Genomic DNA, 26,109 nt, shown 5'->3' with positions numbered 1-26,109 from the left:
GCAGAGCGTAGGCGGCGCAGACTCGGAAACCGCTCAGCAGCCGGCGGGCAGCCTCACGACCGGACGTCGCGACGCCGGAAGGCGGCGACACCGAGGGCGACGGCCAACGCGGCCAGGGTCGCGAGGACGACGAGCGCGGCCGGCTCCAGCCGATCGGCAGGCAACCCCGGTGAGTGTGCGAACGGGCTCACGTCCTGCACCGCCTGCGGAAGCTGCAGGAGGTCGCCGAACTGGCCCACGACGATGCCAAGGGTCAGCAGGCCCCAGCCGAGCGGTGCGGTAAGGCGTGGCAGCACCCCGAATATCACCCCGACGAGGCCGACGAACACCAGCGCGGTCGGGATGTGGGCTGCCGCTGCGCCAACCGACGAGCCCAGGCGCTCCGGGTATCCGGTCATGCTGAACGCGATGCCGGCGGCCAGCCCGGCACAGAGGGCGACGACACCGACGGACAGGCAGGCGACGGCCACGTGCGCCAGCATCCACCTCCACCGTCGCAGCGGCGCCGCCAGCAGCAGCTCTGCGCGGTCCTCGCTTTCTTCGCTCCGCAGTCGCACCATGGCCTGGACTCCGGCGGCGGCGGCGAGCACCCCGGCGAGTCCGAGAATCGCGGTGGTGAAGATGTCCAGGGCATCCCCGCGGGTCGAGGGCGAGAGCCTCCGGATCAGCTCGCTCAGCGCCGCGTTGCTGTCGAGCGCGTCCGCCACCGCGGGAGCGAGCGCGCCCGCCATGGTGCCGAGCACCGCCGCTCCAGCCGCCCAGCCGAGCAGCGTCGGACGCTGCAGGCGCCACGCCAGTCCACCGGCCGATCGCAGGCTCCGGCCGGCGCGTGCGCGGCCGGGGCGCTCCTGCAGAAGGCTCGCACCGAGATCGCGGGAGGCGCGGAGCCGCAGCGCCACGCCGGCCAGCAAGGCCGCTGCCCCGAGGCACAGCAGCAGCGGCCAGAGGTCGATGTCGCCGAACGGGCGGACCCGCTGACCCCAGCCGATGGGCGAGAGCCAGGAGAGCCACGAGCTCTCCGCGCTGGTGAGGTCGGCGCTCGGAGTGGCGAGCGCGTCACCGGCTCCCCGGATCAGGTAGGCGCCGCCGACCACCGCGGCAGACACCCCGTTGGCTCCGCGGGACGACGGGAGCAGCTGTGCTGCGATGGCTGCCGCTCCCGCGAACACGAGTCCGATCGCTGCGACGGTCAGCCCGGTCAGCATCGCCCGCGCCGCGTCGAGTCCGGCCCCCAGCATCCCCACACCCACCGCGCCACCCAGGAGCGCGTTCGCGAGCAGCGCGAGGAGCAGCGTCGCAACAAGTGGCGCGGTGCGTGTGGCTGCCCCGCCGCCGAGGAGCTCGATGCGGCCGAGCCCCTCGTCCGCGCGGGTGTGCCGCACCACCAGGAAGGTGCTGAGCAGCCCCGCCATCACCCCCAGGAAGGCGAACGTCGTGAAGAACACCACGGCGCCGACCTCGATGCCGTCAGGCACACCGCGCAAGAACATGAACGCCGGGTTCGTCGCCGCCAGCGCGACGATCCCACGACGGTCTGCTTCTGCAGCGAACTCCGCTCCGACCGCTGACGCCGCGGCGAAGGCGAGGAGTCCGGCCCCGCCGACCCAGATCGCGAGCTGCCATCGGTCGCGTCGCAGCTGCGCCCCCAGAAGCCTGCCCACGGCGCTCATCGAGCGACGTGTTCCGGCTGCTGGACGGCGTAGTGGCGCAGGAACAGCGTCTCGAGCGACGGAGGCGACACGGTCAGTCCGGTCGGCCGCCTGGACGCGACGCCCTCCAGCACCGCGGCGAGGTGCTCGGAGTCGACGTCGAACTGGGTGAGGTCGCGGTTCGTCCGGAGGTCATGCAGGCCGGGCAGGCGCGACAGATCGGTGCCGGGCGGCAGGCCCGTCACCTGGAAGCTGGTCCGGGTGAGGTGCCGCAGCGCCGAGATCGCACCGCTCTCGACCGCGATCCCCGCGCGGATGATCGTGACCCGCTCACAGAGATGCTCCACTTCGGTCAGGATGTGACTGCTCAGAAGCACCGTCGCCCCGTCCGCACGCAGGCGGTCGACGTGACTCCGGAACACCGACTCCATCACCGGGTCGAGCCCCGAGGTCGGCTCATCGAAGATGTAGAGCCGCGCGGGACGGGCGAGCGCGGCGATGAGCGCGACCTTCTGCCGATTCCCCTTCGAATAGCTGCGCGACTTCTTCCGCGGGTCGAACTCGAAGTCATCGATGAGCCGACGCCGCAGCTGCTCGTCGGCCCCGCCGCGAAGCCCGGTCAGCAGATCGATCACCTCACCGCCCGTCAGGTTGGGCCACAGGCTGACGTCGCCGGGCACGTAGGCGAGGTCACGATGCACCTGGACCGACTCGCGCCACGGGTTCCGCCCGAGCACGGTGGCGGTGCCGGCGCTGGCGCGCATCAGCCCGAGGAGGATGCGGATGGTGGTCGACTTGCCGGCGCCGTTGGGGCCGAGGAAGCCGTGCACCTCGCCCTCGTCGACCCGGAGATCGAGTCCCGCGAGTGCGTGCGTCTGGCCGAACCGCTTTTCGAGCCCGACGGTCTCGATCATGGGCGTTCGTGTGTTCATGAGCCGGCCCTTCCGGGATCGCTGCATCGCCCGCGGCGGTCGCCCGGGTGCTCCACATCGCTGTGTGCCGACCAGGCTTCCCGGCTCTCCGGGAGCAATGTACACCCGGGGAGTCACGCGGTACAGCACGCCATGCCGAGAGCGTGCCGGCTACTACCCGGCACGCTCCTGCTGGGGGATGATCGAGTCGTGTTCATGCCGCCTCCACAGAGCGTGTCGCATGACGACGCGCCGGGGGAAGCAGGCGAGAGCTATGGCGCGGCGCTGGTGCGAGGCGACCATGCGGCTCTTCCGGCTGTGATCGACTCGCTTCGGACCATTCGCTTCTCGGGCTGGATCGCTCCGCCCGCAGAAGGGTGGATCGTGGTGCTCGGCGACCCGGGCGACGGCGTCGTCGCGGCGGGGAAGCGAGGCATCGTCGAGGTCGCCGCGCTCCTTGCCGAGAGCTCGGGATCGCCCGGCGTGGCCGTGCGGGTCAGGCGAGACCGGCAGCTGGCCATCGTCGCGTGGCGCGGCGCGGAGGAAATCGGCCGGTACTGCAGCGACCCGTCGCGCGAGCCCGGCGCCGACGGCGACATCCTGTCCGAGCCGTACGGCGCCGAGCGCGCCGAAGGCTTCGCGGAGCTCCTTGACCGGCCGGATGCAGCGGAGGATCTCGCCGCCGTGCTCGAGGAGGAGCTCGACATCGAGAGCATCTTCGAGTCCGAGCGGCTCGCTCAGGTGCTCGGGCTGCTCGGGCTGCCGCGCTGGCTGGTGGCCGCAGGCGCGCTGCCGCACGACATCCCGACCGGGCCGCGAGCGGTCGACCTGATACGGCTGCGCGGAGGAGCGGTCGGCATGGCGGGCCGCGCGCGCGGCGTCGCGATCCACCGCATGCGCCGTCGGGCCGATCCGCCGCCGATTCTCGCCGATCCGCCCCGCTCGCACGGCGCGGGAATCGACCCCTGGCTGTTCTGACGCGCTGTTCCGCACCGCGCGATGCCGCCGTGCGGGCATTCGCTCGCTCACAGCGAAAAAACAGGATGCATTTGCATCCAAATCCCTGCCCCCGCAGGAAGGAGTGGATGAGAGGCGGCGAAGAGGTCGCCCATGACGAAGGAGAAATCGTGCGCAAGCAATTGATCGCCGGCAGCGCAGTCGGCGTCCTGGCAACCCTGGGTCTCGCCGTGCCGGCGTCCGCAATCTCGGACACCACCGCGGACCTCTACGTGCTGCATGGGGTGCCAGACACCCCGGTCGACGTCTACGTGAACGGCGAGGTCGCCCTCGACGACTTCGCGCCCGGCGACCTCGCCGGTCCCCTCGACCTCGAGGCGGGCACCTACGAGGTGGCCATCACCGCCGCGGACGCGGAGGATGCGAGCGAGCCGGTGATCGGCCCGATCGATCTCGAGCTCGAGGCCAACATGAGCTACACCGCGGTGGCGCACCTCGCCGAGGACGGCACTCCGAGTGCGGCGCTGTTCACGAACGACATCTCGCAGACCGAGCCCGGTCAGGGGCGGCTCACCGTCCGGCACACCGCGGCAGCACCGGCGGTCGACATCCTGGCGGGTGGCGAGCCGGTGGCCGAAGGACTCGTCACGGGTGACGAAGCCACGCTCAACCTCGACGCCGGCACCGTGTCGGCAGCCGTGGCGCTCGCCGGTGAGACCGAGCCGGTCATCGGCCCGGCCGATGTGGACGTTATGGATGGCGTGCTGACGATCGTCTACGCGTGGGGCAGTGCCGAGGACGGCAACCTCGACCTCGCCGTGCAGACCATCGAGGGCCTGCACTCCAGCCCCGACGGCGTGAACACCGGATCGGCCGGTCTCGCCGCAGACTCCGACCCTGCTCCTCTGGTGTGGGCCGGAGCCGCACTGCTCGCTCTGCTCGCCGCCGTGGTCGGCTTCGGCCGCCGCACGCAGCCGGCGACGGTGCGGCAGGAGGGCCGGCGCGAGCGGTGACTTCCGCACACGCCGGCTGGACGGGGAGGGTGGTCCTTCGGGGCTCAACTGCCGCCCTCCTCGTCCTCCTCACGGGCTGCTCCGCAATGACCGCTTCTCCCGGCGCGGTCGCGGAGCAGCCCGCTCGGGCCGTCGAGGTTCCGCAGGCACCGCGGCCGGACGCTGAGCGGGTTCTGCCTGCGGTGCCGATCCGTTCCGCCGCGGTGGAGGATCACGCCAGCGAGAGCTCCGCACCACCCGACCGCGTCGCCATCCCGACGCTCGACCTCGATCTGCCGGTGCGGCCGGTCGGGGTGCACGACGACGGATCGATGGAAGTCCCCGAGAACCCATCGGTGGTCGGCTGGTACCGCTTCGGCCCCGCCCCCGGAAGCGCGAAGGGAGCGACGGTCCTCGCGGCGCACGTCGATTCACTCCGCTACGGCCTCGGACCCTTCGCCCAGCTGAAGACGCTGCAGCCTGGCGCCGAGGTGCTCGTCTCCGACACCGCCGGGCGGACGATCACCTACCGGGTAGAGGAAGTCACCCGGACCGGCAAGGCGGACCTCGTCGACGCGGGCGTCTTCGATCGATCGGGCACGCCACGGCTCCACCTCATCACCTGCGGCGGCAGCTTCCACCCCGAGAGCCGCACCTACAGCGACAACGTGATCGTCACGGCGATCCCGGCCGAATGACTCGAGAAGACCGAGAGAGGGGAAGGTGAGTCGTACGATGGGCACCACGCCGAAGCGTCCCGCACCGTGACGCTCGCGCCCGCGCCCCCTCGACCCGGGAGTCTCATCCGCTTGGCCGACAGCACAGACGACGACACGGCGGACGCCGCCCTGGCCGCCGCGTTCTCGGGTGGGGATGAGCGGGCGCTCGCCGCCGCGTACGACCGGTGGTCGTCGCTCGTCTACACGCTCGCGGTGCGGTCGCTCGGGGACAGCACCGATGCGGAGGATGTGACGCAGAAGACGTTCGTGGCCGCCTGGACCGGCCGTGCCGGCTTCGACCCCGGTCGTGCCCGGCTCGCCGGCTGGATCATCGGCATCGCGAAGCACAAGATCGCCGACACGCACGCGGCGAGGGCCCGGGCCAGGAACCTCGAGCAGCTCGCCGCCTCGATCGCGCCGGACGAGCACGCGGAGACCGATCTCACTGACCGGATCCTGCTCGCCGACGAGCTCGCCCGGCTGGAGCCGGAAGCGCAGCGGATCATGCGACTCGCGTTCTACGACGATCTGACGCACGCGCAGATCGCCGAGCGTCTCGGGGTGCCGCTCGGTACCGTCAAGAGCCACATCCGCCGAAGTCTGCTGCGGATGAGAGACCGGCTGGAGGTGACCTATGCCGCACGTTGATCCGGATGTGCTCGCGCTCCTCGCGCTGGGCGAGCCGGTCGCCTCCGAGGCGGAGGAACGGCACGTCGCCGAGTGCTCGGACTGCACGGGAGCGCTCGATACGCTGCGGGCGACGGCCGCCGTGGGACGTGCCGCACGGAGCGCCGAACCGCTGCTGACTCCGCCTGCCCGCGTGTGGGACGGGATCGCGGCGCAGCTCGGCCTCGCCGACGACGTGAGGCCGGAGACGGCAGACCTGCGGTTCGGCAGCAGCCCGGCAGGCGACCCACCCGCACCGGCGACCCCTGCAGACGAGGCGTCTCCGCCCGCGCCGGTCCCGATCGCCGAGCGACGGGGCCGGCGACGACTGCCGGCCGCCGCGTGGCTGGCTGCCGCCGCGGCATTGGTCGCCATCGTCATCGGCATCCCGGCCGTGCTGTCCGTGCTGCGGCAGCCGGAGCCGACGGTATTGGCCGAGGCGACGCTCGAGGCGTTCCCCGCCTGGCCCGACGCCCGCGGTGCCGCGGTGCTCGAGGAGCTGCCCGACGGCACCCGTCGAGTCGAGGTGTCGCTGGACGCCGCCGTCGGCGACGACGGCTTCCGGGAGGTGTGGCTGATCCGCGACGACGCGTCCGACCTGGTGAGCCTCGGCGTGCTCGAGGGCTCCGAGGGCACCTTCACCGTCCCGGCCGGCGTGGATGTCGAGGAGTTCAGCCTCGTCGACGTCTCCGAGGAGCCGCGGGACGGCGACCCTGCGCACTCCGGGGACTCGATCGTCCGCGGGCCGCTCACCTAGATGCCGGTGCCGACGGTCCGCAAGGCCCGCGCCGACGCGCCCCCGGGATTCTTCGAGGCCGAGGCGGCCGGCCTGCGATGGCTCGCCGACGCCGGAGGGGCCCGGGTCGCCCGGGTGATCGACGTCGCGCCCGGGAGCATCGTGCTGGAGCGGATCGAGCCGGCGCGGCCGGCGCCGGAGGCCGCCCGACGGTTCGGCCGGGACCTGGCGCGCACCCACGCCGCCGGCGCGGCCGCGTTCGGCGCACCGCCGGACGGGTTCACCGGCCAGCTCTTCATCGGCCGGCGGCCGATGCCGACCGCCTCCGAGCGGTCGTGGGGCGCCTTCTACGCCAGGGACCGCGTGCTGCCCTTCTTGCCCATCGCCCGTCGGGCGGGCTTCCTGACCGCAGCCCAGGAGGCCGAGGTGCGGCAAGCCTGCGACCTCATCGCCGCCGGCGGGTTCGACGACGACGAGCCCCCGGCGCGCATCCACGGCGACCTCTGGAACGGCAACGTGCTGTGGTCGCCGGACGGCGTGGCGCTGATCGACCCGGCCGCACACGGCGCGCACCGCGAGACGGATCTGGCGATGCTCGCCCTCTTCGGCTGCCCGCACCTCCAGCTGGTGTTCGACGCCTATGACCGCACGGCGCCGCTGCGCGACGGCTGGCGCGAGCGCATCCCGCTCCATCAGCTGCATCCGCTCGCGGTCCATGCCGCCGGACACGGCGCATCGTATGGCGATGCCCTCTTCCGCGCGGCGCGGGCAGTTCTCATACTGGCTTCATGATCGTCGCCGCAGCGCGGATTGCGATCGCGGCGCTCGCGATCGGCACGGTGATCGCCGACATCCTCCTGACCGGCTTCGCCGAAGGCGGCATGGACCTCGGCAATCACTTCGGCCAGTTCACGGTGCTCAGCAACGTGTTCGTCGCGGGAGTGATGCTGATGAACGTCGCCCGCCGCGCGCGGCCGCCGAGCTACGAGCCGGAGCTCCGCGGCTCCGCCGTCGTCGCGGTGGTGGCGGCAGGACTCCTCCACGCACTGCTGCTGGGCGGGCTGCCGGCCGCATCCGGGCAGGTCGTCAACGTGCTGCTCCACATCGTCGTTCCGGCGCTCGCCGTGCTGGAGTGGGCGCTCGTGCCGTCGCAGCGGAGCCCCCGCTGGTGGGCCACGTTCGCCGGACTGCTCTTCCCTTCCCTGTTCTTCGTCTACACGCTGATCCGTGGCGCGCTGGTCGGCTGGTATCCGTACGACTTCGTCGACCCCACCGTGGGCGGTTACGGGGAGCTGTTCGCCGGCCTCGGGACCGTGGTGGTCGCATTCCTCGTCGTCTCGGCGGTGGTGATGCTCGTCGGGATGCTGCGCCAGGCGGTCGCGCGGAGCGTCCGCACCCGGACCGAGGTCGTGGCCTGACCCGGAGGGGCCTCCCGTCCGGCTGGTAGCCTGGACCTGCGATCCGCCTCACTTCCGGCGGGCACGCCGATTCCTCCTCCCTGCTGCGTCCTCGTGACGGCCGCGCCGCGCAAGGGAGGCTGCGCGATGGCGCGCCGCTGATCCGCTCAACCGGCCCGACGGCCGCTGCCCCCGAGGAGCCTTCGTGGCCATCGCACCCGAATCCGCCCCCGCGCGTCCGCATGACGAGACGTCCGTGCTTCGCGCACTGCGCACACCGCGCATCCTCACCCGCGAGGTCCTCGCCGGGCTCGTGGTGGCGCTCGCGCTCATCCCTGAGGCGATCTCGTTCTCGATCATCGCGGGGGTGGATCCGCGGCTCGGCCTGTTCTCCTCGTTCATCATGGCGGTGGCGATCGCGTTCGTCGGCGGACGTCCCGCCATGATCACCGCTGCAACCGCCGCCATCGCACTGGTGATCGCGCCGGTCGCCCGCGACCACGGCGTCGACTACCTCCTCGCCACGGTGATCCTCGGCGGGATCATCCAGGTGCTGCTCGCCGTCCTCGGCGTCGCGAAGCTGATGCGCTTCATCCCGCGCAGCGTCATGGTCGGGTTCGTCAATGCGCTGGCGATCCTCATCTTCACCGCGCAGCTGCCGCACCTGGTCGGGGTGACCTGGCTCGTCTACCCGCTGGTGGCCGTCGGGATCGCCATCATGGTGTTCCTCCCGAGACTCACCAAGGCGATCCCCGCACCCCTGATCGCCATCGCCGTGCTCACCGCGATCACCGTCGCCACAGCACTCGCGGTGCCGACCGTGGGTGACGAGGGCGAGCTCCCCGAGAGCCTTCCCGAGCTGCTCATCCCGAACGTGCCGCTCACGCTGGAGACCCTGCAGATCATCGCGCCGTACGCGTTCGCCATGGCGCTCGTCGGGCTGCTCGAGTCGCTGATGACCGCCAAGCTGGTCGACGACGTCACGGAGACCGGGTCGAGCAAGACCCGCGAGGCGTGGGGCCAGGGCGTCGCGAACATGCTGTCCGGCATCTTCGGCGGCATGGGCGGCTGCGCGATGATCGGGCAGACGATGATCAACGTCAAGGCGTCCGGTGCGCGGACCCGCATCTCCACCTTCGTCGCCGGTGTGTTCCTGCTCATCCTGGTCGTCGCGCTCGGCGACCTGGTCGCCATCATCCCGATGGCCGCGCTCGTCGCCGTGATGATCATGGTCGCGGTGCTCACGTTCGACTGGCACAGCATCCAGCCCGCGACGCTGCGCAGGATGCCGAAGAGCGAGACCCTCGTGATGGTCGCCACGGTCGCCGCGGTGGTGCTCACCCACAATCTCGCGATCGGTGTCGGCATCGGCGTGGTGGTCGCCAGCGTGCTGTTCGCACGGCGGGTGGCGCACTTCGCAACGGTTCAGCGGGAGATCGTCGAGGGTGGCGCCGTCGCGTACTACACGGTCGTCGGCGAGCTGTTCTTCGCATCGAGCAACGATCTGACCACGCAGTTCGAGTACACCGACGACCCCGCCGACATCGTCATCGACGTGTCGCACTCGCACATCTGGGACGCTTCGACGGTTGCGGCCCTGGACGCCATCGAGACGAAGTACGCCCGCCATGGCAAGCGGGTGCGGATCACCGGAATGAATGCGGCGAGCGCCGAGATGCACACGCGGCTGGCCGGCAACCTCGGCGCCGGCGACTGACTACTGATTGTTCCCGTTTCGGCTCGATGTTCCTGCCGCGGCGGCAACATCGAGCCGGAACGGGAACTCTGGGCGGGAATACCGTTGCCGACGCGGCGGTTGTGCAGACTAGTCGATGCAAACGCATAGAGATTCGAGGGTTTCATGACCAGCACTCCCGCTCAGACCGCCCGGCCCGGCGCTCCCGCCCCAGGCGGGCCCGTGCAGTTCGGCATCTTCACCGTCGGTGACGTCACGCCCGACCCGACCAACGGCACGACGCCGACCGAGTACGAGCGGATCCACGCGATCCTCACGATCGCGCAGAAGGCGGAGGAGGTCGGCCTCGACGTCTTCGCGCTCGGCGAGCACCACAACCCGCCGTTCATCCCCTCCTCGCCGACCACGATGCTCGGTTACCTCGCGGCACGGACCTCGTCGCTCATCCTCTCGACGGCCACGACGCTGATCACGACGAACGACCCGGTGAAGATCGCCGAGGACTACGCGATGCTCCAGCACGTCGCGGACGGCCGCAACGACCTCATCCTCGGCCGCGGCAACACCGGCCCCGTGTACCCCTGGTTCGGCAAGGACATCCGGCAGGGCCTCAACCTCGCCATCGAGAACTACGCGCTGCTGCACCGCCTGTGGCGCGAGGACTTCGTCGACTGGGAGGGCCGCTTCCGCACGCCGCTGCAGGGCTTCCAGTCGACACCCCGCCCGCTCGACGGCGTGCCGCCGTTCGTCTGGCATGGCAGCATCCGGTCTCCCGAGATCGCCGAGCAGGCCGCCTACTACGGCGACGGCTTCTTCGCGAACAACATCTTCTGGCCGAAGGAGCACTACATGCAGCTCATCGGCCTGTACCGCCAGCGGTTCGAGCACTACGGCCACGGCAGCGCCGACCAGGCGATCGTGGGCCTCGGCGGCCAGGCGTTCATGCGCACCAGGTCACAGGATGCGGTGCGGGAGTTCCGCCCGTACTTCGACGAGGCGCCTGTCTATGGGCATGGCCCGTCCCTCGAGGACTTCACGGAGATGACCCCGCTCACCGTGGGCAGCCCCCAGCAGGTCGTCGACCGCTACGCCGGCATGCGCGAGCACTTCGGCGACTACCAGCGCCAGCTGTTCCTGATGGACCACGCCGGGCTCCCGCTGAAGACCGTGCTCGAGCAGCTCGATCTCCTCGGCGAAGACGTGGTGCCGGTGCTTCGCAAGGAGTTCGCGAAGGACCGCCCCGCGCACGTGCCGGACGGCCCGACGCACTCCGCGCTCGTCGCCGCCGCAAGCCGCAAGGACGACGCCGACGCTGCGGCGCAGTCGTCAGCCGAACCCGTCGCGACCCCGTCCGGCCGCTGAACCGAGAGGAACCCTCATGACCGCCAAGAAGCTCACCGTGGTGTCGGCCGGGCTCGGCCAGCCCTCCTCCACCCGCCTGCTCGCAGACCGGCTGGCGTCCGCGACCGTCGCCCAGCTGAACGCACATGGCACCGATGTGGAGGTGGACGTGATCGACCTGCGGGACCTCGCGCACGACATCACCAATTCCCTGCTCACCGGCTTCCCGAGCCAGAAGCTCGACGCCGCGATCGCCGCCGTGTCGACGGCGGACGGCCTCATCGCGGTGACGCCGGTCTTCAACGCCGGATACAGCGGGCTGTTCAAGTCGTTCGCCGACCTGTTCGACCCGAAGATGCTGCGCGATCTGCCGGTGCTCGTCGCGGCGACCGGAGGCAGCGAGCGGCACTCGCTCGTGCTCGACCACGGCATGAGGCCGCTCTTCACGTACCTGCACGCCGTCGTCGTGCCGACCGGTGTCTACGCCGCGTCGAGCGACTGGGGGAGCGGGGCAAGCTCCGGCCAGAGTGCGCTGCCCGACCGGATCAGCCGGGCGGCGCGGGAGCTCGCCGCGCTGGTCGCGGCGTCCGACCGCTCCGCGCGTCCGCTCGACCCGTTCGTGCTCGACCCCTCGTTCAGCCCGATCGGGGCATTCAGCGCCGAGTAGGCGCGCGAATCGATGCCGGCAGCCGGCTCATCCGACGCACAATAAGGGGGTGAGCCGGCCGCCGAGATCCCCGCTGGCGCTGAGCGCGCTCGCCAACTTCCGCGACCTGGGCGGCATCCCGGTCGCGGGAGGCACCGTGCGCGCCGGCGTGGTCTTCCGCAGCGACGACGTGTCGACCGCCCACGCGGATGAGGGCGAACGCCTTCGCGCCCGCGGCCTTCGCACCGTGATCGACCTCCGTTCGGCAGAGGAAGCCGCCCACACCGGCCGCGGGGTGCTCGACGGCGATGACATCGATTACCACCATCTGCCGCTCACGACGACCGTCGCGGCGCCCGTCGGCGCCGGGGAGGGCCTCCGGGCGCTGACCACCCCGGCCGCCGTGGGCGAGTGGTACGCGGCGCTCGCCATCGGCGACGCCCGCACGATCGTCACCGGGTTCGAGGCGGTGGCGTCATCCCCCGGACCGGTCCTGTTCCACTGCGCCGCGGGCAAGGACCGCACCGGGGTGTTCGCGGCCGGCCTGCTCACGGCGCTGGGTGCGGAGCAGGAGGCGATCGTCGCGGACTACGCGCTGACCGACGCCGTGATGCCGGCGATCCTCGCCAGGCTCGAGCCGTTCTTCGCGTCATTGCTCGGCGAGCATCACGATCCGTGGGATGTGGAGTCGTCCGGTGCGATCCTCGCGGCGCCCGCCGAGAGCATGGCCACCATGCTCAGGGTGCTCGACGAGCAGCACGGCGGCTTCCTCGGCGTGCTGAACCGCGGGGGGCTGACCGACGAGCTGACGGGCAGGCTCCGCGATCGCCTGGTCCACGCGCCCTGAGCCGAGCTGCCCCGGGGTTGGTGTGAACCCCCTGAAACGGCCGACGCCGGCGCGGGGCGCGTGCGTATCGTCGGAGCATGGCCGACACCTACACCGCCACCCTCGACGCCGGCGACACCCAGGAGACCGTGGAGCTGGAGCTGATCGCGGGTGAGCCGCAGAAGAGCATCATCCGCACCGCGAACGTCGACGGCGCGGAAGTCGACGAGGTCTGGGAGCTCGACATGGATGCTCCGGACTACACCTACCGCCGCGGCGGGTACCCAGAGCGCGACTACTCCTAGGCGAAGCGCTCGACCGCCCGAAGCCGGGAACTGGCGTTCAACGTCCAGCCGATCGGGTCGATACTTGCCGCATGAGGGCCCGGCACCGGAGCGGGGGCGTCGCGGCGACGCTGTGCGCGGTGCTGCTGTCCAGCACGGCGTTCGCGGTCGCTGCGTCCGCCGATCCATCGCCCCTGACGCCGACCAGTAGAGCAGAGAAGCTCGAGATCCTCACGCGGGAGGCCGAGGAGGAGCGCGAGCGGCTTGCGAGGCGGTACGCATCCGCGCAGATCCCCGACATGACGCCGGTGCGGGTCGTCGCCGATGATGCGTGGCCGCAACGGATGGCGGAATGTCTGAGCTACTACGGAGTCGGGCGGGTGTTGCCGCGCCACTCGGCCGCGCCCGACCTCAACACGTCGACGCTGCCCCGCGAGGTGGTCCGTCAGACCTGCCAGCTGCGGTACCCGAAGCGGAGCGAGCTGCACCTCGTGCTGGGTCCGTTCGAGTTGCGGAGGCTCTGGAGCTACCACGTCTTCGAGTTGCAGCCGTGCCTGCGGAGCCTCGGTATCAGCACGAGCCGGTCGCCGGGCCTGGGTGAGTATCTCACCGCGCAGGGGGTGGAGGACGCGTGGCATCCGTATCGCGCCATCCCGCGGAACGCGAGCATGCGCCAGCTCCAGTATTACGACCATCTCTGCCCGCGGTTCCCCGACTGGATGCGTGGCTGACCTCGCGGGGCATCCGCGGCCTATGCGATGAGCCGTTCCCCGCCGACCGAGCGTCAAACTCGCGTGCCAAACCCAGCCGATCGGGTCGATACTGGCGGCATGAGGTTCCGGCAGCGGAGCACGGGCATCGCCGCGGCGCTGTGCGCGGTCATGCTGTCCACGACGGCGTACGCCGTGGCCGCCTCTGCGGAGCCGTCGCTGGCACCCACCACGCACGAGCAGAAGCTGGAGCTGCTCACGGAGCAGGCGCTCGCCGAGCGGGACCGGTTCGCCGAACGCTACCCCTTCCTGCAGATACCGGACATGACGCCGGTGCAGATCGTGCCCGACGAGCTGTGGCCCGAGCGGATGTCGCAGTGCCTGCGCGACTTCGGCGTCGAGGCCCGGGCGCGAGGCGACTCCGTGGTCGCCCCCAGCCTCGACACCCGCACCCTGCCCGGCGACGTGGTCAACCAGACCTGTCAGCGCCGCTACCCGAAGCAGAGCCAGCTGCGCTACGTGCTCGGCCCGTTCGAGTTGCGGAAGCTGTGGAGCTACTACGTGTTCGACCTGCAGCCGTGCCTGCGCACCATCGGCATCAGCATCGGCAGGTCACCGAGCTTCGGCGAGTACCTCGCCACCCGGGGGTCACAGGACGCGTGGCACCCGTATCTCGCCATCCCGGAGATCGCGAACATGCGCGACCTTCAGTATTACGACGCCCTCTGCCCGCGATTCCCCGACTGGCTGCGCGCTTGAGCTTTCGTCACTCGAGGACGAACGTCACCTCGATCACGACCTGCCAGCCGGTGATCTTGCCTTCTTCGATCGTGACGGTCTGGTCCTTCACCCACGCGCCCGAGATGTGCCGCAGCGTCTGGCTGGCGCGCTCGATTCCGCTGCGGATGGCGTCCTCGAAGCTGGTATCCGAGCGGACCGTGATCGTGGTGACCCGTGCGACTGATGACATTGCTCGCTCCTTTGCGTCGTTCCCCGCTCCCATTGAAGACCTGACGATCGTGTTCGCACCGATCTCGGAGCAATCTCGCACGAAGGATCCGGCGCGCTGGATCGGTCCGCTAGGCCGCCCCCTCGCGCGCTGATAGGATGGCGACCGGTTCACAATCGAACCCCGCAACACAACGGAGCAGGCCGGCACGAAGCTGGTCACCGGTGGTGATAGGCGGAACCGTTCTTTCGGGTCCGAGTGTTTCTACTGTTGGCCAGAGTCTCTGCACACTCGGATCTTCTGCGTACACAGAGCAGACGCCCGGCGCACCGCGTCAGCCCTTCCGCGAAGGGCACGCGTCCTTCCTGCCCGCTCCTGCTCCTGCGTTGGGGCGCGCACCCGCGCCCCATGACGAAAAGGAGAAAGACCTCTTGGAAGGTCCAGAAATCAAGTTCGCCGAAGCCGTTCTCGACAACGGCAAGTTCGGCACCCGCACGGTCCGGTTCGAGACGGGGCGACTCGCCCAGCAGGCGCAGGGGTCCGTCGCGGCCTACCTCGACGAGGAGACGATGCTGCTCTCCGCGACCAGCGCCGGCAAGCACCCTCGCGAAGGGTTCGACTTCTTCCCGCTGACCGTCGATGTCGAGGAGCGCGCCTACGCCGCCGGAAAGATCCCCGGATCCTTCTTCCGCCGCGAGGGTCGTCCCTCCACCGAGGCGATCCTCGTCTGCCGTCTGATCGACCGGCCGCTGCGTCCCTCGTTCGTCGAGGGACTGCGCAACGAGGTGCAGATCGTCATCACGGTGCTCAGCATCGCGCCGGGTGAGTTCTACGACGCCCTCGCGATCAACGCGGCATCCGCGTCCACTCAGATCTCCGGCCTGCCCTTCAGCGGCCCGATCGCCGGCATCCGCCTCGCCCTCATCGGCGACTCGTGGGTGGCGTTCCCGACGCACAAGCAGCTCGAGGAGGCGGTCTTCGACCTCATCGTCGCCGGCCGTGTCGTGAAGGACGCACAGGGCAACGAGGACGTCGCGATCATGATGGTCGAGGCTGAGGCCACCGAGCACAGCTGGAACCTGATCCAGGGCGGCGCCACGAAGCCGAACGAGGAGATCGTCGCGCAGGGTCTCGAGGCGGCGAAGCCGTTCCTCAAGCAGCTCGTGCAGGCGCAGTCGGAGCTCGCGGCGCAGAGCGCCAAGGAGATCCAGGACTACCCGGTCTTCCTGCCATACACCGAGGAGGCGTTCGCCGCGGTCTCCGAGCTGGCGCACGACGAGCTGACCGGCATCTACTCGATCGCCGACAAGCAGGAGCGGCAGAACGCCGACGACGCGCTCAAGGAGCGCGTCAAGGCCGCCATCGCGCAGAAGGTCGAGGCCGGGGAGCTCGGCGCCGACGTTCCCGCGCAGGTCTCCGCCGCCTACAAGTCGGTGACCAAGAAGATCGTGCGCGGCCGCATCCTCACCGAGGGTGTGCGCATCGACGGCCGTGGCCTCGCAGACATCCGGGCGCTCGACGCCGAGGTGCAGGTCATCCCGCGCGTGCACGGCTCCGCGATCTTCCAGCGCGGCGAGACCCAGATCCTCGGGGTCACGACGCTCAACATGCTGAAGATGGAGCAGCAGATCGACGCCCTCACCCCGGTGACGAGCAAGCGGTACCTGCACCACTACAACTTCCCGCCCTACTCGACCGGTGAGACCGGACGCGTGGGCAGCCCGAAGCGTCGCGAGATCGGCCACGGCTTCCTCGCGGAGCGCGCGCTGGTGCCGGTGCTGCCGGCGCGTGAGGAGTTCCCGTATGCGATCCGTCAGGTGTCCGAGGCGCTCAGCTCCAACGGATCGACCTCGATGGGCTCCGTCTGCGCTTCGACGCTGTCGCTGCTGAACGCCGGTGTGCCGCTGCGCGCCCCGGTCGCCGGAATCGCGATGGGACTCGTCTCCGACGAGGTCGATGGTGAGACCCGCTACGCCGCCCTGACCGACATCCTGGGGGCCGAGGACGCCCTCGGCGACATGGACTTCAAGGTCGCCGGCACCAGCGATTTCGTGACCGCCATCCAGCTGGACACGAAGCTCGACGGTCTGCCCTCGAGCGTGCTCGACGGCGCGCTGAAGCAGGCGAAGGAGGCCCGCACGGCGATCCTCGCGGTGATGAACGAGGCCATCAGCGGCCCCGACGAGATGGCGCCCACCGCGCCGCGCGTCATCAGCGTGCAGATCCCGGTCGACAAGATCGGCGAGCTGATCGGCCCGAAGGGCAAGACGATCAACCAGATCCAGGACGACACCGGCGCCGACATCTCCATCGAGGAGGACGGCACCGTCTACATCGGCGCGACCGACGGCCCGGCGGCCGAGGCCGCCCGTGCCGCCGTGAACGCGATCGCCAACCCGCACAACCCGGAGATCGGTGAGCGCTACCTCGGCACGGTCGTGAAGATCGCAACGTTCGGCGCGTTCGTGTCGCTGCTGCCAGGCCGCGATGGACTCCTGCACATCAGCGAGGTGCGCAAGCTCGCCGGTGGCAAGCGGGTCGAGAACGTCGAAGACGTGCTCGGAGTCGGCCAGAAGATCCAGGTGGAGATCACCAAGATCGACGACCGCGGCAAGCTCTCGCTCGCCCCGGTGGTCGAGGAGGGCGCAGAGGGCACCGCGGAGTCCGAAGACTCCGCCGTGTCCGTCGACGCCTGACCCTCCACCGCACGCACGCGGACGCCCGCCCCCTCCGGGGCGGGCGTTCTGCGTACTCGCTCCATGGTGCCGTCCACCGCGCGGTTGTGTGGTTGCCTGGAGCCATGAGTGAAAAGAGCGTGGTGCGGTCGGAGGTCCGGATCTTCCGCAGCGGGGGAGCGGACCTCGGGGAGGGCCCATTCTGGGACGCCGCCGGCGAGCTGGTCTGGGTGGACATCAACGCCCGCCGCGTGATCCGGAGCCCGCTCGATGGGGAGCCGGGCGGATCCGACGACCGCGAGTTCCAGACCCCGTCGTCGGTGGGCTTCGTCGTGCCTGCCGTGGACGGCGCGCTCGCGCTCGGCCTTGCTGACGGCGTGTACCTCAGCGACGCCGACGGCGAGGGCTTGCGGATCGTTGCGCCGATCGAGCACCCCGCGCCCGGGATGCGGCTCAACGACGGCCTCGCCGACCCCCATGGGCGGCTGCTCGCCGGCTCCATCGTGCTCGAGCGCGAGTCCGAGCCGGTGGCCTCGCTGTACTCGATCGACCTGAGCGGGGAGGTGCGGACCCTGCGCGGCGGCTTCGGCAACGCGAACGGCCTCGACTGGTCGCTCGACGGCACGACCATCTACTTCACGGACACGCGCCAGCGCACGATCTACGTCGCCGACTACACCGACGACGGCTCGATCGAGAACGAGCGGCCGTTCAGCACCGGGCGGCGGCACGACGGCCTGACGATCGACTCGGAGGGGCACATCTGGGGCGCCGTCTATGGAGAGGGCCTGGTGCTGCGGATCAGCCCGGACGGCGAGGTCACGGAACGGGTCGACGTGCCGACCCCGAACACCACCTCCGTCGCCTTCGGTGGGCCGGGGCTGCAGACGCTCTTCATCACCACCGCTGCCCAGGGGCTGGAGCCGGGTTCGGATCCGGACGCGGGCGCCGTGTTCGCGGTGGAGGTCGACGTGCCGGGACGGCACCCGAACATCTTCGGCGCGGGCGTGCAGCTCGGGCCAAGCGCCTGAGCGATGCCTGGACACGCGCTGGACGGCAAGCGCGAACCCGCTTGAGGTTTCAGGCGCGCATGATGTAATCACGCTGTGGAGGCGACCGAGCCGAAGGATGCCGCGCAGGTTCTTCAGCCTGTGCTGACACCGCGCGCCCTGGCGACCACCGGCATCACCGTCTTCCCGGTCGCCGTCGACGGGAGCGTCTTCGGCTGGGCGGCCGGAATCGAGCACACCCTCGAGGTGCTCGACGCCTTCGTGGGGGGCGGCGGCCAGCTGATCAGCACGGCGGACCACTACGCCGGGGGCCGCAGCGAGGTCATGATCGGCACGTGGCTCGCCCGGCGAGGGGTGCGGGACAAGGTGCTCCTGGCCACCAAGATCGGCAGGCACCCGGACAATCCCGGGCTCTCGCCGCGGAGCGTCACCAACGCGGTGGAGGCCTCGCTGGAGCGGTTCGGCACCGACCGCATCGATGTGCTTTCGTTCGATGGAGACCACCCCGAGACCCCGGTGGACGAGACGCTGGAGGCCGCGGACGCGCTGCTGCGCGCGGGGAAGATCCGGTTCTTGGGCGAGACCGGCTACAGCACGGCCCGGCTGCGCGAGATCCACCGGATCGCCTCCACCGCCGCCTACCCCACCTTCCAGGTGGCCCTGAGCCCGTACAACCTGCTGGAGCGGGTCTTCGTGGAGCAGGAGCTCGCTCCCGTCGTCCGCGAGCTCGGCATGAGCCTCATCGCCCGATTGCCGCTCGCCGACGGCTACCTCACCGGCAACTACCGCACCCGGGACATGCTTCCCGATTCGGTGATGTTCGCCGGAGCCTTCCGTCACATCGGCCGCAAGGGGAACAAGGTGCTCGCCGCCCTCGAGCAGGTGGCACAGGAGCAGAGCCGATCGCTCGCCACCATCGCGCTGGCGTGGGTGCTCGCCAAGCCGGGCGTCACCGCGGCGGCCGTGCGAGCGCGGGGCGCCGACCAGCTTCATGAGCTGCTCGCTGCCACCGAGGTGCAGCTCACCCGCCAGCAGATGGCGGCACTCGACGCGGCGTCCGCCTGACCGGCGCGGCTAAGCGACCACCGCGGACCACTCGGTGGACGCGATCACCAGCGCGCAGAGAACGAACGCGAGGCAGATGGCGATCGTCAGGGCGGCCAGCAGCCCGAGGCGCAGCCGCAGCCGCCCGACACCGAACCGGACCGCCACCATGCCGAGGTAGAGCGCGATCACGGCGACAAGGCCGGCCGTTGCGACACCCGGCGGGTTCAGGTCTCGCATCCCGAACAGGAACCCGATGCTGAGCGCCGCGAGGATTCCGCCGACGATCAGCCAGCTCCGCCCCGACGACGTGGTGAGCGCCGCCTGATCGCTGACTCGACCGGAATCATCCATCCCTGAACGCTACGCCTCCGGCGGGCCTGCCGCCCGACCGACCCGGAGAACGGCGCTGTGCCGCCGGGAAACGCCCGGCGGCACAGCCCGGCTCCCCTGACACGTGTGCTTGGGACCACGAGCCGGAGAGCTGCCCGGCTCGGGGGATTCCGGGCGATGCCTTCGCAGCCTGGGGGGTCGGCCGCGGGACGATCCGACATTAGCAGCGGGCAGACCAGCCGGCACCAGCCGGAATGCCCCGGATCACGCCCCAATCCGAGGGTCGGACGCCGCCACGCCGGGGCCTCGCGCCGAATGTCCGCGGCCCCGCACCGGCACTTGTCCTAGGCTCGAAGGAATGAGCGGCGCAATCGAGTTCCCCCTCGGCGTTGCCGAACTCTCCTTCGAGGCAGCGGGCGGGTCCCTGGTGCGGCGGAGCATCCTCCGAAGCGGTGTGCGCATCCTCACGGAGCAGGTACCCGGCGCTCGCAGCGCCACGGTCGGCTACTGGGTCGCCGTCGGGTCCCGCGACGAGCAACCAGGCACCTATGGCGCGACCCACTTCCTCGAGCACCTGCTGTTCAAGGGGACCGGCAGCCGCTCCGCGCTCGACATCGCGATCAGCTTCGACTCGGTCGGGGGCGAGCACAACGCGATGACGGCCAAGGAGTACACCTGCTACTACGCCAAGGTGCGCGACCAGGACGTGCCCATGGCGGTCGAGGTCCTCGCCGACATGTTCACCTCGAGCCTGCTGCACCCGCGGGAGTTCGAGACCGAGCGCGGCGTGATCCTCGAAGAGCTGGCGATGGCCGACGACGATCCCGCCGATGTCACCAACGAACGGTTCTTCCTCGGCGTCTTCGGCGACCACCCACTCGGGCGGCCCATCGGCGGCAGCCCCGAGTCGATCCGGGCCGTCACCCGCGATGCGGTGCTGGCGCACTACCGGGCGAACTACAACCCGCAGGACCTCGTCGTCACGGTCGCGGGCGCGGTGGATCACGATGAGCTCGTCGCAGGGGTGGAGCAGGCGCTCCGCCAAGCAGGCTGGGATCTCGAGGCGGAAGGCTCGCCGGTGGGACGCCGCAGCGGCGAGCCCGACCAGATCGAGCGCGGCAGCCCCGTCATCGTGGTGCAGCGGCCGATCGAGCAGGCGCACGTGCTGGTCGGCGTGCCCGGGCTCGTCGCCACAGACGAGCGGCGCACCGTGCAGACCCTGCTCAACTCCATCCTGGGTGTGGGGATGTCCAGCCGGCTGTTCCAAGAGGTCCGTGAGAAGCGGGGTCTGGCCTACTCGGTGTACTCGTTCGCCCCCTCATACTCCGATGCCGGTGCCTTCGGCATGTACGCAGGATGCTCGCCGTCCAAAGCGGCCGGCGTGGCGGAGCTGCTGCTGGGGGAGCTGCGCCGGGTCGCGGACCACGGGGTGACCGAAGCGGAGCTCGGGCGCGCCCGCGGGTCGCTCGCCGGAGCATCCGCGCTCGCCTTAGAGGATTCCGACACCCGGATGACCCGGCTCGGCCGCAGTGAGCTCACGCTCGGTGAGTTCCTCGACCTCGACGAGGCCCTGCGCCGGATCGAGCTCGTGACTCCCGGTGCGGTGCAGGAACTCGCGCGCGACTTCGTGACGCGACCGCTCTCGATCGCCGCCGTCGGCGCGGTCGACGAATCCATGTTCGCCGGGCTCGACGCCGAGCCCACGGCGGCCTGAGGAAACGACACAGATGCCCCGCTATCTCTATCTGGTGCGCCACGGCGAGCAGCAGGATGCCGCCCACGGCGTGCAGGACGGCCCCCTCGGCGAGCGCGGCAAGCGCCAGGCGACCGCGATCGCGGACCGGCTCGGCGGCGTGCCCTTCACCGGTGCCTGGACGTCGCCGCTGCAGCCGGCCGAGGAGACGGCGGCGGTGATCACGGAGCGGCTGCCGGCGCTCGACCCGCAGCCTTCGGCCCTGCTGATGGATTGCATCCCGAGCGGCCCAGGGCCCGACATGCCGCCCGCGTTCCAGCCGTTCTTCCGCTCCATCCGGCCGGAGCAGATCGATGCCGGAACGGCCCAGATGGCAGACGCGGTGGCGGAGTGGTTCACCCCGTCGCTGACGGAGCGGCACGACCTGCTGATCACCCACAACTTCGTGATCGCGTGGTTCGTGCGGGAGGCATTCGGCGCCGACCCGTGGCGCTGGATGGGCATCAACCAGGCCAACTGCGGCCTCACGATCATCCGCATCCGGTCGGTGAAGCCACCGGTGCTCATCACCCACAACGATCTCGGCCATCTGCCCGTGGAGCTGCGCACCGGCCTCCCCGTGCCGCAGCCCTACTGAGCCGCCCGGCCGCTGAGGAGGGCCCGGTCGCTGAGCCTGTCGAAGCGACCGAACCGCGACCGAGCGTCCCTACAGCTCCTTCCGGAACCAGTGCGTCGCGTTCGGGTTGTCGTTGTACGGCGGCACCTCGGAGTAGCCGCTCGACCGGTACAGCCCGCCCGCGGCGAGGAGCGCGGCGTTGGTGTCGAGCACGAGCTCGGTGGCGCCGAACTCCCTCGCCCGGCGCTCCAGCTCCGCGAGCAGCGCCTTGCCGAGTCCCGCGCCCCGCAGGTGCGGCTGGATCCAGAGGTGCTTCACCTCGAACCGCACCGCGCCGGGAGCGGGGTCCTCCAGTCTCCGGATGCCGCCGCAGCCGACATCGGCGGCCTCACCGGCGAGGTCCTCGCCCTCCACGATGAGGAACACGCCGGCAGGCGGCACGAACTGCTCCGGCGCCGGGAACACCGTGCGGTACCGGCCCGCCGACGGGAAGCTCTCCGCACGACTGGAGAAGTACTCGGTGAGCAGCGCCAGGGCCGCGTCGTCGGTCACGTTCGCCTCGCGCCAGGTCGCCATGGTCCAAGGCTACGTGGCGGCGCCACTCCGACTGCCGCGCGGGGCGCTCGCCGGAAGCGTGCACCCGCCTCCGGTAGATTGCTGGGATGACCACGAGGGTTGCCGTCGTCGGCGCGAACGGCAGGATGGGCACGCTGGCCAGCCGCATCATCGAGGAGACCGACGGATTCGAGCTGGTGGCGAGGCTCGGCTCCGGCGATGACCTGGCGCCGATCCGGGACGCCGACCTGGTGGTCGACTTCACCCTGCCGCAGGTGTCGCCCGCGATCGTGCAGGAGGCCGTGTCGAACGGCGTGAGCGTGCTTGTGGGCACGAGCGGCTGGACCCAGGAGCGGATCGCCCCGGTCGCGACCACGGTTGCCGCGAACCCGGAGCTCGCGGCGGTGTTCGTGCCGAACTTCTCCATCGGATCGGTGCTGGCCACGCAGTTCTCCGCACTGGCAGCCAAGTTCTTCGAGTCCATCGAGATCCTCGAGGCGCACCACGAGGCGAAGGTCGACTCACCGTCCGGCACCGCGATCCGCACCGCCGAGCTGATCGGAGCTGCGCGCAGCGACCTCGGGCCGGTGCTCGCGCCGCATGTGGACCAGCGGGCGCGCGGCCAGCAGGTCGCGAGCGTGCCGATCCACAGCCTCCGGATGCGTGGGGTGCTGGCGAAGCAGGACGTGCTGTTCGGCGGTGCAGACGAGCTCCTCACGGTTTCGCATGAGGTGACGAGTCATGAGGCCTATGCGGCCGGCATCCTGCTGGCGCTGAAGGCGATGCCGGCACTCCGCGGCGTCGTCGTCGGGCTCGACAAGCTGCTCGATCCCGAGCCGCAGCACTCCTGATGCGCCGCGTGCCCGCGCTGCTCATGGCGGCGCTGCTGCTGCTCTACCTGGTGTTCACCATCCAGTACGCCGTGCGGCTGATCCTCGACCCGCAGCCGTTCGCCAAGGCGATCGGCGTCGCCCTGCTCGTGCTCCCGCTGATCGGGCTGTGGGTGCTCGCTGTGGAGCTGATCTTCGCGGTCCGGGCCGAGCGCCTCGCGGAGCGCCTCGCTCGGGACGGCGCGCTGCCGGTCGACGACCTGCCGAGGCTGCCGAGCGGCAGGCCGGACCCCGCGGAGGCGGACAAGCGGTTCCCGCAGTTCCAGGCGGCCGTGGAGGCGTCCCCGGACGACTGGGCATCCTGGTTCCGGCTGGGACTCGCCTACGACGCGAGCGGCGACCGCCGCCGCGCCCGCTGGGCGACCCGCCGGGCGATCGCCATCAGTCGCAAGCGGTAGGTCACCCGCCGCTTCTGCGAAGCTGGGCGTCGATCGCCTGGTCGACGCGCTCGTGCACGAACTCGAAGCCGTCCGAGAGCAGCTTGGCCGGCACGGCGAGCTGGCTGGTCAGCAGCAGATCCCGCGCCGCGTCCTGCAGCGCGATCGTGAGCACCCGCTCCGGGATCACGAAGTTGTACCAGCGGTGCAGCCGCGCCGCGACGAGGCGGGTGATCCGGTCGCTGGTCGCGGGTGTCGGCCCGACCAGGTTCACCGGTCCGCTGATCGACGACGTGAGCAGGTGCCGGATGGCCCGCGCCTCGTCGGCAAGGCTGATCCATGGCCAGTGCTGCCCGCCCGTGCCGAACCGAGCGCCGAGCCCCAGCTTCGTGAGCGGCACCAGCGGGCTGAGCACGCCGCCCTTGCCGATGACGATGCCGCTGCGGAGCGTCACGACGCGCGTCGCCTCCGGGGCCAGGTGCGCTGCCCGCTCCCAGGCCTCAACCACGTCGGCGAGGAAGCCATCGCCCTTGGGCGAGTCCTCGGTGAGCCGGACGCCGGGCCGATCGCCGTAGTAGCCGATCCCCGACGCGCTGAGGAACACCCGCGGCGGCCGGGCGACCGCGCTCATCGCCTCCGCGAGGGTCTTGGTCGCCTGCACGCGGGACTCGAGAATCTGCCTGCGGTAGCCCTTCGTCCACGGCAGGCGGCCGAGCGGGGATCCGGACAGGTTCACCACGGCGTCCACGCGCTCCATGACCGAGAAGTCGATGGTGTGGGCCGACGGAGCCCAGTTCACCTCGTTCCCGGTCCGCGGCCGTCTGCGGACGAGCGAGAGCACGGTGTGCCCGTTCTCGGCGAGCTGTCGTTTCAGCTCCGTGCCGATCAGCCCGGACGCACCGGAGATCAGGACGGTGAGCGAGCGGCCGTGCTCGAGCGGCTCCGCGGCACTCGGGGAGGCGGCGGGTCGGCCCTCCGCCACTACGCGAGGCTGGCTTCGAGCGTGATCGACGTGCCGGCGAGTGCCTGCGACACCGGGCAGTTCACCTTGGCGTCCTCAGCGAGCCGCTGGAAGTCCTCCTCGCTGATGCCGGGGATCTTCGCGCTGACCAGCAGGTGGCTGCCGGTGATGCCCTCACCCGGCTGGAACGTCACTGCCGCGGTGACCTGCAGGCTCTCCGGCGGGGTGCCGTTCTCCGCGAGGACGAGCGAGAAGGCCATCGAGAAGCAGGCGGAATGCGCCGCGCCGAGCAGCTCCTCCGGGTTGGTCTTCCCGGCCTCGCCCTCGGTTCGCGCCGCCCAGGTGACGGGGAACTCCGCAAGATCCGATGAGTCGAGGGACGTGGTGCCCTTGCCGGATTTCAGATCTCCGAACCACAGGGTTGTTGCTTCGCTGGTCAAAGCCATGGGGTTTCCCTTCTCGCGGATTTCAGCCTATGGGGGCGGTCGCGGAGGCGGTGAGCGTTCACGGCGGATTTCCGGGGCATACCGGTGCGTGACACCCGCCGCACCCGCCAGGGTGTCCGGATCCGGCGGACGCCTGGGCTATCGTGTGAGCCGTGCCAGCCGACGACGAGCTCCAGTTCCGTTCCGATGTCACCGTCGAGTTGGTGCGCTCGAGCGCCCACGACTCCGACGTGCTGTTCGCCGCGCGGGTGTCGACCCAGGGGGAGCAGACCCTCGACAAGGCGCAGTCCGGCGCCGAGGCATCCGAGCGCGACCGGGGCCTCATCAACTATCTGATGCGCGACCGGCACGGCTCACCGTTCGAGCACAACTCGATGACCTTCTACGTGCAGGCGCCGATCTTCGTCTTCCGTGAGTTCATGCGGCACCGGATCGCCTCGTACAACGAGGAGAGCGGCCGCTACCGTGAGCTCCGCCCGGTGTTCTACGTGCCCGGTGCCGACCGGAACCTGGTGCAGGTGGGCAAGCCGGGCGCCTATGAGTTCCTCCCCGGGTCGCCGGAGCAGACCGCCCTGGTGAACGACGAGGTCCGCGCCGTCGCGACGCACGCGTTCGAGGCGTACCAGCGGATGCTCGACGCCGGCGTCGCCCGCGAGGTGGCGCGGATCGTGCTGCCGCTCACGATCTACTCGTCCATGTACGTGACGGTGAACGCCCGGTCGCTGATGAACTTCCTGTCCTTGCGCACCAAGCGCGAGGGCACCCACTTCCCGTCCTTCCCGCAGCGCGAGATCGAGATGTGCGCCGAGAAGATGGAAGAGAGGTTCGCCGAGCTGATGCCCCTCACCTACGACGCCTTCAACAAGAACGGGCGCGTCGCCCCCTAACCCACCCCGCTGACCGGGCGCCGGGACGAGTTCGCGGAGTTTCGTGCCGACACCCCGGCCGGCGGCTGCTTCGAACGGCGTGCCGTGCCGGATGTCCGCGGACTCGTACCGCCACACCTCGCCGCGCCCGTCGTCCACAGGGA

29 protein-coding genes are annotated in these 26,109 nt (G+C 70.5%); 22 read left to right on the top strand and 7 right to left on the bottom strand.

The features are described 5' to 3' along the window. Positions 1–53: 53 nt before the first annotated feature. Both ACFFGH_RS30445 and ACFFGH_RS30440 read right to left on the bottom strand, forming a co-directional pair. On the bottom strand, positions 54–1,661 hold the full coding sequence (locus ACFFGH_RS30445; protein WP_386675938.1) for an ABC transporter permease: 1,608 nt from the start codon (positions 1,659–1,661) through the stop codon (positions 54–56). Positions 1,662–1,666: 5 nt separating this feature from the next. Next, positions 1,667–2,581 carry an ABC transporter ATP-binding protein gene (locus ACFFGH_RS30440; protein WP_386675936.1) on the bottom strand — a complete coding sequence of 305 codons (915 nt, stop codon included), beginning with the start codon at positions 2,579–2,581 and terminating at the stop codon, positions 1,667–1,669. Between the two features lie 195 nt (positions 2,582–2,776). Between ACFFGH_RS30440 and ACFFGH_RS30435 the strand changes: the two genes are divergently transcribed. From ACFFGH_RS30435 to ACFFGH_RS30370, 14 genes are all read left to right on the top strand, one after another. Beyond that, on the top strand, positions 2,777–3,538 hold the full coding sequence (locus ACFFGH_RS30435; RefSeq protein ID WP_386675934.1) for a hypothetical protein: 762 nt from the start codon (positions 2,777–2,779) through the stop codon (positions 3,536–3,538). 149 nt (positions 3,539–3,687) lie between these two features. Beyond that, positions 3,688–4,530, top strand: a complete 843-nt coding sequence (locus ACFFGH_RS30430; RefSeq protein WP_386675932.1) for a DUF4397 domain-containing protein — start codon at positions 3,688–3,690, stop codon at positions 4,528–4,530. 86 nt (positions 4,531–4,616) lie between these two features. Beyond that, entirely contained in the window at positions 4,617–5,207 is a 591-nt protein-coding gene (locus tag ACFFGH_RS30425; RefSeq protein ID WP_386675930.1) for a class F sortase, read from the top strand. Between the two features lie 111 nt (positions 5,208–5,318). Next, positions 5,319–5,876, top strand: a complete 558-nt coding sequence (locus tag ACFFGH_RS30420; RefSeq protein WP_386675928.1) for an RNA polymerase sigma factor — start codon at positions 5,319–5,321, stop codon at positions 5,874–5,876. After that, positions 5,863–6,651: an anti-sigma factor gene (locus tag ACFFGH_RS30415; protein WP_386675926.1), complete on the top strand. Its 789-nt coding sequence runs from the start codon at positions 5,863–5,865 to the stop codon at positions 6,649–6,651. The genes ACFFGH_RS30420 and ACFFGH_RS30415 overlap by 14 nt, the downstream gene beginning before the upstream one ends. Next, complete coding sequence (locus ACFFGH_RS30410) at positions 6,652–7,422, top strand: fructosamine kinase family protein (RefSeq protein ID WP_386675924.1); 771 nt, start codon at positions 6,652–6,654, stop codon at positions 7,420–7,422. Then, positions 7,419–8,048, top strand: coding sequence for a Pr6Pr family membrane protein (locus ACFFGH_RS30405; protein ID WP_386675922.1), 630 nt, complete (start codon positions 7,419–7,421; stop codon positions 8,046–8,048). The genes ACFFGH_RS30410 and ACFFGH_RS30405 overlap by 4 nt, the downstream gene beginning before the upstream one ends. A gap of 235 nt (positions 8,049–8,283) precedes the next feature. Then, positions 8,284–9,744 (top strand): SulP family inorganic anion transporter, encoded by a 1,461-nt coding sequence (locus ACFFGH_RS30400; RefSeq protein ID WP_386676047.1) that lies wholly within the window; start codon positions 8,284–8,286, stop codon positions 9,742–9,744. Between the two features lie 144 nt (positions 9,745–9,888). Then, the gene (locus ACFFGH_RS30395; protein ID WP_386675920.1) at positions 9,889–11,085 is read left to right on the top strand and encodes an LLM class flavin-dependent oxidoreductase; all 1,197 of its coding nucleotides are present in this window, start codon (positions 9,889–9,891) and stop codon (positions 11,083–11,085) included. A 16-nt stretch (positions 11,086–11,101) separates the two neighbouring features. Continuing rightward, positions 11,102–11,731 (top strand): FMN reductase, encoded by a 630-nt coding sequence (locus ACFFGH_RS30390; protein WP_386675918.1) that lies wholly within the window; start codon positions 11,102–11,104, stop codon positions 11,729–11,731. A 49-nt stretch (positions 11,732–11,780) separates the two neighbouring features. Beyond that, the gene (locus ACFFGH_RS30385) at positions 11,781–12,557 is read left to right on the top strand and encodes a tyrosine-protein phosphatase (protein WP_386675916.1); all 777 of its coding nucleotides are present in this window, start codon (positions 11,781–11,783) and stop codon (positions 12,555–12,557) included. A 77-nt stretch (positions 12,558–12,634) separates the two neighbouring features. Next, positions 12,635–12,841 (top strand): hypothetical protein, encoded by a 207-nt coding sequence (locus tag ACFFGH_RS30380; RefSeq protein ID WP_386675914.1) that lies wholly within the window; start codon positions 12,635–12,637, stop codon positions 12,839–12,841. A gap of 71 nt (positions 12,842–12,912) precedes the next feature. Next, on the top strand, positions 12,913–13,551 hold the full coding sequence (locus ACFFGH_RS30375) for a hypothetical protein (protein WP_386675912.1): 639 nt from the start codon (positions 12,913–12,915) through the stop codon (positions 13,549–13,551). A 99-nt stretch (positions 13,552–13,650) separates the two neighbouring features. Further along, complete coding sequence (locus ACFFGH_RS30370) at positions 13,651–14,289, top strand: hypothetical protein (RefSeq protein ID WP_386675910.1); 639 nt, start codon at positions 13,651–13,653, stop codon at positions 14,287–14,289. Between the two features lie 7 nt (positions 14,290–14,296). Here the strand turns inward: ACFFGH_RS30370 and ACFFGH_RS30365 are convergent, their stop codons facing one another. Next, positions 14,297–14,500, bottom strand: a complete 204-nt coding sequence (locus ACFFGH_RS30365; protein WP_386675908.1) for a dodecin family protein — start codon at positions 14,498–14,500, stop codon at positions 14,297–14,299. Positions 14,501–14,910: 410 nt separating this feature from the next. Here ACFFGH_RS30365 and ACFFGH_RS30360 point away from each other — a divergent pair, with 410 nt between their 5' ends. The 3 genes from ACFFGH_RS30360 to ACFFGH_RS30350 all read left to right on the top strand — a co-directional run bounded on the left by ACFFGH_RS30360 (position 14,911) and on the right by ACFFGH_RS30350 (position 19,229). Further along, positions 14,911–17,175, top strand: a complete 2,265-nt coding sequence (locus ACFFGH_RS30360) for a polyribonucleotide nucleotidyltransferase (RefSeq protein ID WP_386675906.1) — start codon at positions 14,911–14,913, stop codon at positions 17,173–17,175. Between the two features lie 104 nt (positions 17,176–17,279). Further along, a complete protein-coding gene (locus ACFFGH_RS30355) occupies positions 17,280–18,185 on the top strand; it encodes an SMP-30/gluconolactonase/LRE family protein (protein ID WP_386675905.1) in 906 nt (301 codons plus the stop codon). A gap of 75 nt (positions 18,186–18,260) precedes the next feature. Then, positions 18,261–19,229: an aldo/keto reductase gene (locus ACFFGH_RS30350; RefSeq protein ID WP_386675903.1), complete on the top strand. Its 969-nt coding sequence runs from the start codon at positions 18,261–18,263 to the stop codon at positions 19,227–19,229. Positions 19,230–19,238: 9 nt separating this feature from the next. On the opposite strand, the gene ACFFGH_RS30345 is transcribed toward ACFFGH_RS30350, so the two are convergent. Then, entirely contained in the window at positions 19,239–19,562 is a 324-nt protein-coding gene (locus ACFFGH_RS30345; RefSeq protein WP_386675901.1) for a hypothetical protein, read from the bottom strand. A gap of 337 nt (positions 19,563–19,899) precedes the next feature. Here ACFFGH_RS30345 and ACFFGH_RS30340 point away from each other — a divergent pair, with 337 nt between their 5' ends. Then, a complete protein-coding gene (locus tag ACFFGH_RS30340; protein WP_386675899.1) occupies positions 19,900–21,255 on the top strand; it encodes a M16 family metallopeptidase in 1,356 nt (451 codons plus the stop codon). A gap of 13 nt (positions 21,256–21,268) precedes the next feature. After that, on the top strand, positions 21,269–21,871 hold the full coding sequence (locus tag ACFFGH_RS30335) for a histidine phosphatase family protein (protein WP_386675897.1): 603 nt from the start codon (positions 21,269–21,271) through the stop codon (positions 21,869–21,871). A 69-nt stretch (positions 21,872–21,940) separates the two neighbouring features. Here the strand turns inward: ACFFGH_RS30335 and ACFFGH_RS30330 are convergent, their stop codons facing one another. Beyond that, positions 21,941–22,426, bottom strand: coding sequence for a GNAT family N-acetyltransferase (locus tag ACFFGH_RS30330; RefSeq protein ID WP_386675895.1), 486 nt, complete (start codon positions 22,424–22,426; stop codon positions 21,941–21,943). 86 nt (positions 22,427–22,512) lie between these two features. Here ACFFGH_RS30330 and dapB point away from each other — a divergent pair, with 86 nt between their 5' ends. Both dapB and ACFFGH_RS30320 read left to right on the top strand, forming a co-directional pair. Continuing rightward, the gene (gene dapB / locus ACFFGH_RS30325; RefSeq protein ID WP_386675893.1) at positions 22,513–23,256 is read left to right on the top strand and encodes a 4-hydroxy-tetrahydrodipicolinate reductase; all 744 of its coding nucleotides are present in this window, start codon (positions 22,513–22,515) and stop codon (positions 23,254–23,256) included. An 8-nt stretch (positions 23,257–23,264) separates the two neighbouring features. Then, on the top strand, positions 23,265–23,693 hold the full coding sequence (locus ACFFGH_RS30320) for a hypothetical protein (protein ID WP_386675891.1): 429 nt from the start codon (positions 23,265–23,267) through the stop codon (positions 23,691–23,693). A gap of 1 nt (position 23,694) precedes the next feature. Here ACFFGH_RS30320 and ACFFGH_RS30315 read toward each other — a convergent pair whose 3' ends face one another. Both ACFFGH_RS30315 and ACFFGH_RS30310 read right to left on the bottom strand, forming a co-directional pair. Continuing rightward, on the bottom strand, positions 23,695–24,654 hold the full coding sequence (locus ACFFGH_RS30315) for a TIGR01777 family oxidoreductase (protein WP_386675890.1): 960 nt from the start codon (positions 24,652–24,654) through the stop codon (positions 23,695–23,697). Further along, entirely contained in the window at positions 24,654–25,079 is a 426-nt protein-coding gene (locus ACFFGH_RS30310) for an OsmC family protein (RefSeq protein WP_386675888.1), read from the bottom strand. Before ACFFGH_RS30310 ends, ACFFGH_RS30315 begins: the two co-directional genes overlap by 1 nt. A 152-nt stretch (positions 25,080–25,231) precedes the next feature. Between ACFFGH_RS30310 and thyX the strand changes: the two genes are divergently transcribed. Beyond that, positions 25,232–25,966 (top strand): FAD-dependent thymidylate synthase, encoded by a 735-nt coding sequence (gene thyX, locus ACFFGH_RS30305; protein WP_386675887.1) that lies wholly within the window; start codon positions 25,232–25,234, stop codon positions 25,964–25,966. Positions 25,967–26,109 lie beyond the last annotated feature (143 nt).

The organism is Lysobacter korlensis (genome assembly GCF_042434515.1).
Note: the sequence above shows the minus strand (reverse complement) of the source record. Positions and strands in the feature narration are given on the sequence as shown.

Bases quoted from the DNA above. Each gene is read 5' to 3' on its own strand.
- ACFFGH_RS30440 (WP_386675936.1), bottom strand. From the start codon at position 2,581: ATGAACACACGAACGCCCATGATCGAGACCGTCGGGCTCGAAAAGCGG.
- ACFFGH_RS30310 (WP_386675888.1), bottom strand. From the start codon at position 25,079: ATGGCTTTGACCAGCGAAGCAACAACCCTGTGGTTCGGAGATCTGAAA.
- ACFFGH_RS30415 (WP_386675926.1), top strand. From the start codon at position 5,863: ATGCCGCACGTTGATCCGGATGTGCTCGCGCTCCTCGCGCTGGGCGAG.
- ACFFGH_RS30425 (WP_386675930.1), top strand. From the start codon at position 4,617: ATGACCGCTTCTCCCGGCGCGGTCGCGGAGCAGCCCGCTCGGGCCGTC.
- ACFFGH_RS30355 (WP_386675905.1), top strand. From the start codon at position 17,280: ATGAGTGAAAAGAGCGTGGTGCGGTCGGAGGTCCGGATCTTCCGCAGC.
- ACFFGH_RS30410 (WP_386675924.1), top strand. From the start codon at position 6,652: ATGCCGGTGCCGACGGTCCGCAAGGCCCGCGCCGACGCGCCCCCGGGA.
- ACFFGH_RS30375 (WP_386675912.1), top strand. From the start codon at position 12,913: ATGAGGGCCCGGCACCGGAGCGGGGGCGTCGCGGCGACGCTGTGCGCG.
- ACFFGH_RS30345 (WP_386675901.1), bottom strand. From the start codon at position 19,562: ATGGATGATTCCGGTCGAGTCAGCGATCAGGCGGCGCTCACCACGTCG.
- ACFFGH_RS30390 (WP_386675918.1), top strand. From the start codon at position 11,102: ATGACCGCCAAGAAGCTCACCGTGGTGTCGGCCGGGCTCGGCCAGCCC.
- ACFFGH_RS30435 (WP_386675934.1), top strand. From the start codon at position 2,777: ATGCCGCCTCCACAGAGCGTGTCGCATGACGACGCGCCGGGGGAAGCA.
- ACFFGH_RS30340 (WP_386675899.1), top strand. From the start codon at position 19,900: ATGAGCGGCGCAATCGAGTTCCCCCTCGGCGTTGCCGAACTCTCCTTC.
- ACFFGH_RS30370 (WP_386675910.1), top strand. From the start codon at position 13,651: ATGAGGTTCCGGCAGCGGAGCACGGGCATCGCCGCGGCGCTGTGCGCG.
- ACFFGH_RS30365 (WP_386675908.1), bottom strand. From the start codon at position 14,500: ATGTCATCAGTCGCACGGGTCACCACGATCACGGTCCGCTCGGATACC.
- ACFFGH_RS30380 (WP_386675914.1), top strand. From the start codon at position 12,635: ATGGCCGACACCTACACCGCCACCCTCGACGCCGGCGACACCCAGGAG.
- dapB (WP_386675893.1), top strand. From the start codon at position 22,513: ATGACCACGAGGGTTGCCGTCGTCGGCGCGAACGGCAGGATGGGCACG.
- ACFFGH_RS30335 (WP_386675897.1), top strand. From the start codon at position 21,269: ATGCCCCGCTATCTCTATCTGGTGCGCCACGGCGAGCAGCAGGATGCC.
- ACFFGH_RS30395 (WP_386675920.1), top strand. From the start codon at position 9,889: ATGACCAGCACTCCCGCTCAGACCGCCCGGCCCGGCGCTCCCGCCCCA.
- ACFFGH_RS30330 (WP_386675895.1), bottom strand. From the start codon at position 22,426: ATGGCGACCTGGCGCGAGGCGAACGTGACCGACGACGCGGCCCTGGCG.
- ACFFGH_RS30405 (WP_386675922.1), top strand. From the start codon at position 7,419: ATGATCGTCGCCGCAGCGCGGATTGCGATCGCGGCGCTCGCGATCGGC.